Source organism: Dyadobacter bucti, assembly GCF_005869225.1.
Classification (GTDB): domain Bacteria; phylum Bacteroidota; class Bacteroidia; order Cytophagales; family Spirosomataceae; genus Dyadobacter; species Dyadobacter bucti.
Genome location: NZ_SWFP01000014.1, coordinates 97,482 through 109,709, shown reverse-complemented (window position 1 = coordinate 109,709; position 12,228 = coordinate 97,482). Strand labels below are relative to the sequence as shown.

Below are 12,228 nucleotides of genomic sequence, written 5' to 3'. Positions count from 1 at the left end.
ATATTGATCGTTACAAAGATGCAGATGCCTGTTTTAGCTTTTGGGCCAAAACCGCATAGTCAACTTCCAGTCCATTTGTAATGGTGGCTGTTTTTCTGTCGGGGCTGGATGTGGATTTGAAAAAACCGTTGATGTCTTCCAGTTCACCGGCATTGAATATCATGAATGAGACCTTGTCCTTCGAGCAGTGGATGACACATGCATAGTGACCGTTTTTCAGATAGTGCGGCTTGCCATACTGGATCCGCTCGGCAACGTCAGGGATGGTTTCATAAATCATCTTTCGGAGCGACTCGCAAACTTTGATCTGCCATTCCGGTTGTTTTCGGATATAGGCTGTTACTTCCTCGTTCATGGTTTTGGGGTTAGCATAATGATCTTACAAATATCCAGAGATTAATCCCAATTCAAAGGTGCCGCTCACGACAACATTCAGGGGCAATTGCGACAACTGTGAAACCGTCTTTTGCACAAAAATTACTTCTCCACCCTGATCCTCACTCCCTCGCTGTGTGCAGTGAACTCAGGCGCGTACATGCATTGAATGGTGGTGATACCATTGCTGAAATCGCCGTTATGTGTTATAAAAAGAGGATATTCGAACACGTATGTCCCTTTTCGCAGATTGTTGAAAAAGAAATTAACGCTCGCGTCTTTCGTACTTTCATAGTAACCCAAACCATCCTGCCATTTGAATTGGCTCAAAACATTCACAGGTTCCAGGGACGAAGCACGCATGTCTTTCATGTGTACATACTCCATATCGCGGTCGGCGCGGAGTTCGATCCGGACTTTGATTTTATCCCCGACATGCAGCACAGCACCTTCGTTGACCGGAGAAAGTACCGGTCCGCGATCTGTATTTTTTTCGATAAACAGCTTTTTGGAGAGTTTTAACGGGGTATCTGCAAAAGTGATCTTATCAAGATCTTCGAAATACTGCCAGTAAACGGCTCCCCAGGTCGGCAGCGTGGAAGCATTTTTACTTTCGCCCGTCTCGATCCGGATGTTACCCATAGCTGCCTTTACCTCACTTCCGTCAAATGTCTTTTTAAAATAGCCTTTTCCTGTTTCGGTCTGTTCCGGCGCCGGTTGAACAACCATATTACCCAATTTGACAACAGTTGACCTTTCTTCATTCAGCCAGTCTGATCCCTTCATTAACAAAGCATAGCAGGCTTCGGCGGTAGCTTTGGTGCTCTCCCACCCATTGGTTTGCTTATTTTTAAGCAGCCATGTTTTTAGATTATCGACTGTTGCGACATCACCACTGATCTCCTGAAAAGCCTCGATCAGCAAAGCCTGCCGCTCGATAGGTGCCTCATACCACCACCAGCCTCTGCGGGCATCTTTCCAGTACATGCCCAGCTCCTCATTGTTTATGGCTGTTTCTTTTAACGATTTCAAAATAGCCGCCGGGATATTCTTGTCTCCTGAGCGGTGCACTGCCAGGGCTGTCAGTCCCTGCAGGTATTTTGACTGATCAGTCCAGTTCAGTTTGGTACGTTCCATAAAAAAGCTGTATGCCTTTTGAGAAGCGGCCGGTATTTTGTATTCCGGATAAAAGCTCCGCATGTACAGATATTGTATTGCGACTGGCGAAGGGCTGTGGGCTTTCAGGTCAGCTTTCCTTTTTACCAGCTCGTCATAATCTTCTTTGACACGCTGGTCAAGATATGGAATGGCGGCTGCAACGATTTTATTCAAAATGTCTTCGTGACCGCTTTTCACGGCACCCGATTTACGTAAATGACCAATGCCGGTGACAATGTATTGCGTCATATACCGGTCGTCGGGCCCGCCTTTGAACCATACAAAACCACCATTTGGGCTTTGCAGCTGAGTGAGTTTGTCGATGGCACTGCTCAGTTCGTTGCTCATTTTCAGAAGATCAAACAGGAGGGCGATATTCTTTTTCTGCTCCGATTCTGTTTTCGCCGCGAGTACCCAGGGTGTTTCTTCAAGTACCAGCGATTTGAGTTCCTGATTTTTTTCTAGGTTACTCTGCAAAGCAGTCGTATCCGAGGTTCGCCATTTTTCAAATACCGCGGCAATTTTGGGCGATCCGTTAACAATGGATGCGGCCAGCGAATTGGCATAATACCGGTTCCAAGTTTGTTCCGCGCAATCGTACGGGTATTCCATCAGGTAGGGCAGCGCCTGAACTGCATACCAGGCCGGGTTACTTGTATATTCAACGGTCAGCGACTGGCTGGTCAGTGTAGCGGATTTTCTGGAATTGATGAGTTTTTCCATCTTAAAATCCTTGCTGCCATTTCCGCGTGTATGCAGCGGCAGGCTTTCGGTAACGAGCATACGATTGGGCAGCACGGGCAGGGTGTTTTCTTCGGCGTCCGATATGTTCCCTGCTTTGGCAGTTACGCGCCAGGTCAGCATGTGGGTGTACCCTTTGGGGATTTCCAGGGAAAATTGAACCGCTGTGCTTTGTCCTGCCGGAATATGGAAATCGACGTTCCCGGTGGTATTTTTAAATAAATCATCCACCGGCTTATTGGTCTCTGTATCGAACATTTGGAATGAAACTGTACCATCTACCGCGTGGTCAGCAAGGTTTACTACTTTGGAAGAAAAGAGGATTTTGTCTCCTTCCCGCAGAAAGCGGGGCGGGTTGGGCTGCACCATCAGGTCTTTCTGTGTGATGATTTCTTTGCTGCTGTAACCCAGTGCCAGGTCTTTTGTATGCGCCAAAGCCTGGAATTTCCACTTGGTAAGAGCCTCAGGCATGGTAAAGGAAAATGTAATTGCACCCTCCGCATCCGTTTTAAGATCAGGGAAAAAGAAGGCGGTTTCATTGAAGTTTTTCCTGATCGCAGGCCCGGCAGCGTTATCGCCGGGGGCAGGTGGAGCGGCCTTTTGCACCCCGTAGCCCACTGTCACCACTTCTTCCAGCATAAGCCGATCTTCGCCGATCATCGGGGCTGCGAGAATCTCATCGGAATTCTGCTGTCTTAATTGAGGCCTCGCTGCTCCGCCCACTGCGCCAGTGAGCCTTGCCCGCATATTGTTTCGCATGAAGATCCGATCCCCGATCAATTGATCATATTGTTTGTCAAAATGTTTGTACGGTTCCCCTACGGTGTACCGCAGTTCCGAGGTGCCGGTCCCGAAATTCGCACGGGTGTCCCGGTAGCTAAAATCCTGCCCGGCTGGCCAGATAGAGGGCTTTGTCCATCGATGCACATAAAACTGGTCGAGCGATGCATCATACATACTTGCCAGCATTTCAGCGGCTGCCTTTTCTTTTTTGTAACCCGTGATTTTTACTTTCCATTGTTCCGCGGAGCCGGGCAATGCTTTATCCCTGAATGTCTGGTATTCGATATGCAGGTCTTTGTTTGTCCAGGGAACGTTCACAGTTTCCGCGTGCCTGTAAAACCTGTTATGTTTGACAAAGAAATATTCAACACGGTATCCGCCCCGGTCGGCTTCCGTAGCCGAGAGGTCAAAAGTCTTTTTCTGATTGTCGAGTATAGAAAATGAAAAAGTGTTACTGCCCCGCGACTTTTGTTTGCTGCCGTTGATCAGAAATACATTATCGGCGGATGTTCCGATTTTGATACTTGTCTTTTCGCCGGGCTCAATGGCGTGACTGCTTTCTGCCCAAAGGTATTGCGGGCGCGCAAGTTTGTCGTTTGCAGGGGCAGTAACCTCCATGTACCGGACGTCTTTGTTTTCCTCTCCGGTCTGGTCTTTGGTTGATATTTCAATTTTGTAAAATCCGGCTGGGACCTTTTCTGTAAGTTGAAATCTTTTACTGCTATCTGTCCGCGCTGTTTTCTCCTGCACCAACCCCTGTTCCGGCCAGCTTTCGGGCTGATTTTCCCGCGCATATTCATCATGTGGAAAGTAGCTGATAAACTCATTTTTTGATAAAACAAATAAATCCGGCACCTGCCAGAGGCGTTCGCGGATCAGTCTGTTTTCCGGTGTCAGGCGTATTATTTTAACTGTTACATCAGAGGTCACGATTTCCCCATTCATATTCTCAGTCCTGATCGACAGGCTTTTCAAACTGTCCGCCGCGATAGTCTCTGGTATTACAGCTTTGATCACCAGCGATTTATATCCGGCGGAAATGGTGGTATTGGCGCTTCTGGTCTCGCCATTGGTATCGGTAATGTCCGCATATATCATGTAATCAAATACCGGATCAAGCTTTTTATCGGTCTTCCTGTCAGGAATTGCCTCGAATGTAATCGTGAACTTTCCGGCGGCATCGGTAACAGTTTCGCCATGTTTGATTTCCAGCGGTGACGAGGGGGACCACCAGCGTTTGGACAGCCAGGGATAAATCATCCTGACATTGCGCACAACGCGGAAGGAAACTTTGGCGCCGTCGATGGCATTCCCGGCATAAGCGGTGGCCGCGCCGGTGACTGTAATCGTTTCGGTTACCTTGTAAGTTTCTTTTACAGGTTCAAAACTGGCGGCGAATTTGGGCCGCTTGTATTCTTCTACCCGAAAAGTGACTTGAAAATTATCTTCTTCGGTTTCTACCCTGATCTGAAATTGTCCATTCAAACTACCACCTTTTGGCAAAATAAAATTCCCGGAGAAACTGCCATATTCGTTCGCTGTCCGGGTTATTTTGGCTACTTCCTGATTATTTGCATCATAAAGCACAACGTCAATTTCTCGCGCCCTATCGTTGAGAACCTGTTCCCCATTTTTTACAATGCCTTTATAATAAACTGTTTGGCCGGGACGGTAAATGCTGCGATCCGTGAAAAGGTATACTGATTCGACAGGCTTTTCATTTTCTCCGATATAAAACGTCTGAAGAGGATCCTGCAAAAACAGCCGGTCGTTGCCATGTGTTATTTCGAGCAACTCACTTTCGCGCCGGTCGGGCGTTTTTCTTACCGGTTTTTTAAAATATCCATTCCCATCCGTGACCAGAAGCGGGCCTTTTTGTTTTTTGTATGTCTGATTGGTATAGTCGTAGCCGTTATCCCAGATCTGTACATTCGCCCCGGCAAGCGGCTGGCCAGTGTCCCTGTTAAGGACAAAAAAATTGTCTTTTTGCTGCAGATAGCTGATATTTGAAATGTACACAAGCCTCGCGCCGATCAGCGTCTGGTTATTGTCAAAGTCGGGACTTGTGCCAGCCAGGAGCATGTACTCGCCGACGGGCAGGGCATCTACTTTTATTTCCAGACTATGCTGCTGATAATCTTTAGTGTCAGGTAATGCCTGCTCCCAATTTCTGATGGCGGGGGCTTTTTTAAGGAGAGTCCAGGCGTCCGGAAGGTCATTTCTTCTGATGTTAATATTGACAGCGTCGGTTGATTTCACCAGCCGGAGGTAGAGCTTATCGAAGTTCTTGAATTCCAAATGGACACGGAAGGGCTTCTCCGGTACATTGACGCTTTCGGTCGTGAACCGTAAATATTTCTGACGTATACTGTTCAGCAAGTTGAAGGCATTGGTTCCTCCTTCGCTTTCCGGATTTTCAGCAATTACTTTCTGGCAGATTTCCGCGGCCCTTACTTTCTGAAAAAGGTAGCTGGTATCTTTCCCGGCATTAAACAAATTGCCCTGATCGTTTAAGAACGCGGCCTTTAAATACCAGGCCTGTGCGGCGGCAGGTGTTTTCTGATATTGGTCCGCCACATGGCTGATCGCCATAAAATAAAGTTCGTCGGTATCCGGGTGTACCGATTTTTGTTTCATATACTGAATGCGTTGAAGATCCAGATCAATCAGGGCGTCCGGCTGCGGGTCATTGATATGGAAGTCGATCAGTTTTTGGTATAACAATAAAGCCTGGTATTCCAGGGCAGTGCTGTCTTTGGTTACAAACTTGCGGTGTATGAAGTCGGCTGCCGGATCGAAAGCGGAGGCTTGGTCTATTTCAAATGCAAATGCTGGTTTTTGGATGTTTCTTTCGTCGGAGGAGAAATATTGCAGTGCTTTGTGAGCGAGCAGGTCGTACACCGTCGGCCTGAGTTTGCGCGTGGTTCCTTTAGTAATGATCGCCTCGAAAGGTTCAAGCCGCGTTTTTTTCAGCTCTGTGGGGTTGGAGATAGATTCGAGGTACAACTTTGCAATTTTCTCGTGGAAATCTTCAGGAGTCCACGTCTTAATATCTTCTTTTTTGAAGTTGGTGGTCGCAGTGCGGGAGTAAAGTTGCCAGCGGACTGCGGAATAGTAGCTGTAATAATTGGACGCCAGTAAATTTGTGAGGATAGCCCTGGCCGGGCCCTTACTTTCGGCTACTTCTTGTTCAAGCTGGCGGATGGCGTCGGTTTCGTGTTCTTCACGGTTATCGGCCTGTAGTTTGATCATATAAATGGCCGCTTTGATTACCTGGGCTTCCTGCTTGTCTTTTTTTGCCAGCTGATAAATCTTTTTTACCTCTTCCAGGGCTGATTTAGGGAGCTTTTTTTGTGTGTATTCTTCGGCAATCTTCCATTGCTGGCCATAGGTTTTGATTATATTTTGTCCGTTTGTATGCATCGGGAAATAAAAGAGAAGAAGTGTGATGAAATAGTGTAAGCAGTGAAATGTCGGTTTCATAAGGATACTGTTAGAAGTGGCCCGGTACGAATACATGTTTTTTAGGGAAAATATTCGGGGGAGATTAAATATACTGGAAAGTCAAAAAGTTTAATCTGGTATTTATCAGGCGGTGATATTTGGCTACCGTATGGTAACAAGAAATTAACAACTTTCGGAAGTATAAAAGTGATCAGTTTTCGCTTTGTACAATATGAACTATCTTTAAATAGCTGGTTTATAGAAATATAATTAATACGAATAGAAATTGCACAGAATTTAGTTTTACTATTTATGCGTACAATATTGTTGATTGGGGTGGTGATCATCGTGCTGGTAGTAGGGAAGCTTTTTGTCTTTTCAAAGACGAAATCGGACAAGCCGGAAGGTGCCAAGGGGAAGACGGAAGGAGCAGGGAAGACCGCAGGCGGAGGATCGGGAGTTCCTGTAAATGTGTTTGTTGTGGGAAGAGAATCCATCGAAAATCAAATTTTTGCCTCGGGCACGATAATCCCCAATGAAGAGGTAAACCTGATGGCTGAGATCTCAGGAAGGCTCACCAAGCTCGATATCCAGGAGGGCGCGTATGTACAGAAAGGACAGCTCATCGCGAAGATCAATGACCGGGAATTGAGGGCACAATTGCAGAAAATAGGATTTAACCAGGAGCTGGCAAAAAAAATCGAAGCCCGCCAGAAGAAGCTCTTGAATGTTGAAGCTATTAATCTGGAAGAGTATGATGTGACTTCCAATAATATTCGTTTGCTGGATGCGGAAAAAGAAGTCATCGAATCGCAGCTTGAAAAAACCGAGATCCGGGCACCTTTTAACGGAAGGATCGGGCTTAAAAATATCAGTGAAGGTGCTTACGTAGCGCCGGGTACGCCTATCGTTACGGTAGTGCAGAGTAATCCTGTCAAAATTGATTTTACGATTCCTGAAAAATATGCTCCGAGTATCAGGATCGGAAATGTGGTGAAGTTCAATCTCGATGGGGACCCGTCTACATACAATGCGAAGATCATTGCACTGGACCCGAAAGTGGACGAAAATCTTCGGACTTTGAGACTCAGGGCATTGGCTCCGAATCCGCAGGGGCGGTTTGTTCCGGGGATGTTCGTGAAAGTCCTGGCCGATCTGGAGGCCAACAGATCAGCGATGATGATCCCTACCGAAGCCATCGTGCCTGTGTTGAAAGGAAAGAAAGTATACGTTGTCAAAAATGGGAAAGCGCAGGAAGCAATGGTCGTCACAGGCTTGCGTACCGACAAGAAAATCCAGGTTATAGAAGGGTTACAGCCCGGCGATTCCCTCATTACTTCGGGGATTATCGCATTAAAGCCTAATGCAGCCGTGAAGGTGAACTGAAAAAGTACATTAATCTCCAGTTATGAGTATTTCAACTCTTTCTATCAAGCGCCCGGTTCTTGCGATAGTGATGAACCTGCTGATCATCCTCTTCGGGTTTTTGGGTTACAAATTTTTGGGAATGAGGGAGTTTCCTTCTATTGATCCGCCCGTAGTTTCCATCAGGACGAGCTATACCGGGGCCAATGCGGATATTATTGAATCCCAGATCACAGAGCCGTTGGAAAAGCAGCTCAACAGTATTGAAGGGATCAAGTCGATCAACTCCACCAGCAGCCAGGGGGCAAGCCAGATCACCGTCGAGTTTGATATCGGTGTGAACATGGAACGAGCGGCAAACGATGTAAGAGACAAGGTAGGGTCGGCTTCAAGAACCCTTCCGCTCGATATCGACGGTCCGCCGGTGGTGAGCAAAGCCGATGCCAACTCAGAGCCAATCATTGTTTTGACGTTCAAAAGCGACTCCCGCTCGCACCTGGAAGTGAGTGATTATGCAGAGAATATCATTGCCCAGCGACTGCAGACCATCGAAGGTGTGAGTGAGATACGGATATTCGGTCAGAAAAAATATGCGATGCGGATCTGGATGGATCCGATCAGGATGGCATCGCAGGGTATCACTACCCAGGACGTTAAAGTCGCTCTCGACAGGGAAAATGTGGAATTGCCCAGCGGTAGGCTGGCAGGCGATAACACAGAATTGACCGTAAATACAGTAGGACGTTTCCGTACCGAAGAGGATTTCAACGAATTGATCATCAAAAATTCTTCTACTCAGACAATCCACCTGAAAGATGTGGGTTATGCCCAGCTGGGACCCGAGAATGAAGAGACAATCCTGCGGCTCGACAATGTTCCGATGATCGGGCTGGCTATTTCACCTATGCCCGGCGCAAATTACCTGGCAATTGCAGAAGAAGTAAATAAGAGAATGGCCGATATCAAAAGGGAGCTTCCCAAAGATTACGAGCTGGACACGCTGATCGATAATACCATTTTTGTGGAAAGGTCGATAGAGGAAGTGGGAGAGACTTTACTTATCGCGATTGTACTGGTGGTACTCATCATATATCTGTTTTTCCGTGACTGGCTGATCGCCTTCCGCCCGCTGATCGACATCCCTGTGTCCCTGATAGGCACCTTCTTTGTGATGTATATCATGGGTTTTTCCATTAATGTATTAACCCTGCTGGCGATCGTTCTGGCAACCGGGCTTGTGGTTGATGACGGGATCGTGGTCACGGAGAATATTTTCAAAAAAATAGAGCAGGGGATGAGCCCTATCGAGGCTGCTATCAAAGGGGCTAATGAAATTATTTTCGCGGTGTTGTCAACTTCCATCACACTGGCCTCTGTATTCCTTCCGGTGATTTTTATGGAAGGGTTTGTCGGTAAACTTTTCAGGGAATTCGGTATCGTTATTTCAGCGGCAGTCCTTATTTCAGCTTTTGTTTCGCTGACTTTAACACCGATGCTTAATGCATACCTGGTACGTAAGACGCACAAGACAAGCTGGTTTTACGACAAAACAGAGCCATTTTTTGAAAAGATCACCAATAATTACGGAAATGCCCTCGCACAGTTTCTCAAAATGCGCTGGGTGGCAATTCCCCTGATCGGTATCACTTTGGGGATGATATGGTTTTTTGGTAAAGACCTCCAATCGGAACTGGCGCCTCTGGACGACAGAAACTGGTTCAGGATGAACATGACAGCACCGGAAGGCTCATCTTTTGAGTTTACAGACCGGTATGTACAGGAAGTTAGCCAGATGCTCATGGATTCTATGCCTGGCAGAAAAGGTTTGATGATGATCACCGCCCCCGGGAATTCAGGTCTTGGCGCAGTGAATACCGGAAGTGCGCGGATTGCGCTTGTGGATAAAAAATTGAGAAAGGAATCGCAGCAGGAAATTGCGGATTATATCAACCAGAAATTAAAACTGATGCCTGACGCTAAGTCGTTTGTAGTGCAGCAGCAGACTATTTCAGTTGATTCGCGGGGAGGTTTGCCAGTACAGTATGTGATCCAGGCCCCGGATTTTGAAAAATTGCGAGAGTACCTTCCAAAGTTCATGGAAGAAGCTTCCGCTGACCCTACTTTTGCGATCACGGACGTCAATTTGAAATTCAGCAAGCCAGAATTACGCATCACCATTGACCGGGAAAAAGCTAAATCTCTTGGTGTTTCTGTCCAGGATGTGGCCCAAACGATGCAGCTGGCGTTTGCAGGACAGCGGTTCGGGTATTTTACGATGAATGGCCGTCAATATCAGGTGATCGGACAGTACGACCGTATCAACCGTGACGAGCCGCTCGATCTTAAAAGTATGTTTGTAAAAACGAATACCGGCGCTTTGGTACAGCTGGACAATATCGTGAAAGCGGAGGAAGAAAGCAGCCCGCCACAGCTTTTTCACTTTAACAGATACATGAGTGCAACGGTGCAGGCTGCATTGGCACCAGGCAAAACGATCGGCGACGGTATTGAAGCGATGGACCGGATCAGGGATAAGCTGAACGATGAGTCGATACAAACTTCGTTAAGTGGCTCTTCCAGGGATTATGCGGAAAGCTCTTCGAACACAATGTTCTCATTTTTCCTTGCCCTGGTACTGATCTATTTCATTCTCGCGGCGCAGTTTGAAAGCTTTGTAGATCCTTTTATCATCATGATCACTGTTCCGCTGGCGATTGGAGGTGCGGTATTCTCATTGTGGTATTTTGACCAGACGCTTAATATATTCAGTCAGATCGGGATGATCATGCTGATCGGGTTAGTAACCAAAAACGGGATCTTGATCGTGGAGTTTGCCAACCAGCTCCGGGAAAAGGGACTTGGCATTGTGGAAGCAGTACACGAAGCTGCCACGCTGCGTTTCCGCCCGATCCTGATGACAAGTTTCGCGACCATACTCGGCGCCTTACCCATTGCAATGGCGCTGGGCTCGGCGGGGAAAAGCCGGATGTCGATGGGGATTGTTATTATGGGGGGACTGTTATTTTCCCTGGTGCTGACGCTTTACGTTATTCCGGCCATGTATACTTTCCTGTCGAGACCGAAGAATTTTGAAAAGATGAAAATGATAGAAAAAGTTGCTAAGGAAAGTGAGCTTCTGGATCCCGTCTGATCAGCGGGTTCCCATGTTCTTCAGCATTCTGATATGCGACCCGAGCGCGTTGGTAAAGTTGGTTTTTGCATTATAGTGCAAGCCAAATTCCATAGCTGTTTCCCGCACAATAGGCGAAAGCGCATGGTAATGGATGTGCGAAATGGAAGGAAACAAATGATGCTCGATCTGGTAATCCAGCCCGCCGATATACCAGGACAAAAATCTGTTTTTTCCGGCAAAATTGGACGTAGTCTGTAACTGATGTACCGCCCAGGCATTCTCAATGTTGCCGGAGTTGTTGGGCTCTGGCTGGTCAACTCCTTCTACCACGTGTGCCATTTGAAAAACTGTACTCAATATCATTCCAGCAGTGCAGTGCATAGCCATAAACCCGATCAGCCATTGTCCGAATGTCAGCGACGTGAAATAGAGGGGGATGACACAGATAAACAGCACGTAGGCGATTTTAGTAAGTACCAGTCGTATCAGTTCCTTTTTTGGAAATGGTTTTGTCATGCCTGATACGGACATTTTATTAAAAAGGGAAATTTCCTTAAAATCCTTCCACAGAAATGAAAGCGTCATGAGGCTATACAGCAGAAATGCATAAATGTGCTGAAACTTGTGAATGTATTTCTGTTTTTCCTGATAGGATAAACGAAGTAAAAATTTACCAGTGATATCTTCATCCACTTCATGGATATTGGTAAAGGTATGGTGGAGCCGGTTATGCTGTACTTCCCAGTTATAAGCGTTACCTCCCAGCAGGTAAATAGATGCTCCGAAAATTTTGTTAAGTACGTTGGAAGCAGCCAGAGAACCGTGAATCGCATCATGCATGACCGACATGCCCACTCCCGCAACGCCCAATCCCATTACTACGGTAAGTCCCAGCATGGCCACATTGGAAAGGTAGCCTGTAAGTATCAGTAAATAAGGGATCAGATAAAGGCTAAGCATAAAAAGAGCCTTGTAAATGATTTGGGAACCCCCGGATTTGCAGAGGTTATTGGCGGCAAAATACTGGTCAACCCGCTGCCTTAGCGTTGGAAAAAATGTGCTTTTTTCCAGATTGGTAAATTTTATCTTTTGGTACTGCATAAGCTATGGAGGGCACAATTTAGAATAGGTATAATCAAGGAACGGTCAGTACCGAATATTATTAGGGAGAGGTGATATTTTATTAAATTATACCCCCATAAATGATAGGCAAGCCGCTGATTTTTAAG

The 12,228-nt window shown here is 46.6% G+C and carries 5 protein-coding genes; 2 read left to right on the top strand and 3 right to left on the bottom strand.

The window, feature by feature from the left end; all coding sequences use genetic code 11:
• Positions 1–10 precede the first annotated feature (10 nt).
• Together FBF61_RS31230 and FBF61_RS31225 are read right to left on the bottom strand one after the other, a co-directional pair.
• On the bottom strand, positions 11–355 hold the full coding sequence (locus tag FBF61_RS31230) for a DUF1801 domain-containing protein (RefSeq protein WP_138484919.1): 345 nt from the start codon (positions 353–355) through the stop codon (positions 11–13).
• A 122-nt stretch (positions 356–477) separates the two neighbouring features.
• Positions 478–6,540 (bottom strand): alpha-2-macroglobulin family protein, encoded by a 6,063-nt coding sequence (locus FBF61_RS31225; protein WP_138484918.1) that lies wholly within the window; start codon positions 6,538–6,540, stop codon positions 478–480.
• A 273-nt stretch (positions 6,541–6,813) separates the two neighbouring features.
• On the opposite strand from FBF61_RS31225, the gene FBF61_RS31220 reads away from it, so the two are divergent.
• On the top strand, positions 6,814–7,887 hold the full coding sequence (locus FBF61_RS31220; protein ID WP_138484917.1) for an efflux RND transporter periplasmic adaptor subunit: 1,074 nt from the start codon (positions 6,814–6,816) through the stop codon (positions 7,885–7,887).
• Between the two features lie 22 nt (positions 7,888–7,909).
• Entirely contained in the window at positions 7,910–11,017 is a 3,108-nt protein-coding gene (locus tag FBF61_RS31215; RefSeq protein ID WP_138484916.1) for an efflux RND transporter permease subunit, read from the top strand.
• On the opposite strand, the gene FBF61_RS31210 is transcribed toward FBF61_RS31215, so the two are convergent.
• Positions 11,018–12,100 carry a fatty acid desaturase family protein gene (locus FBF61_RS31210; RefSeq protein WP_138484915.1) on the bottom strand — a complete coding sequence of 361 codons (1,083 nt, stop codon included), beginning with the start codon at positions 12,098–12,100 and terminating at the stop codon, positions 11,018–11,020.
• Between the last annotated feature and the right edge of the window lie 128 nt (positions 12,101–12,228).

What these genes read in the sequence shown, in the direction of transcription:
- FBF61_RS31230 (WP_138484919.1), bottom strand. Translation starts at nt 355, where the DNA reads ATGAACGAGGAAGTAACAGCCTATATCCGAAAACAACCGGAATGGCAG.
- FBF61_RS31215 (WP_138484916.1), top strand. Translation starts at nt 7,910, where the DNA reads ATGAGTATTTCAACTCTTTCTATCAAGCGCCCGGTTCTTGCGATAGTG.
- FBF61_RS31210 (WP_138484915.1), bottom strand. Translation starts at nt 12,100, where the DNA reads ATGCAGTACCAAAAGATAAAATTTACCAATCTGGAAAAAAGCACATTT.
- FBF61_RS31225 (WP_138484918.1), bottom strand. Translation starts at nt 6,540, where the DNA reads ATGAAACCGACATTTCACTGCTTACACTATTTCATCACACTTCTTCTC.
- FBF61_RS31220 (WP_138484917.1), top strand. Translation starts at nt 6,814, where the DNA reads ATGCGTACAATATTGTTGATTGGGGTGGTGATCATCGTGCTGGTAGTA.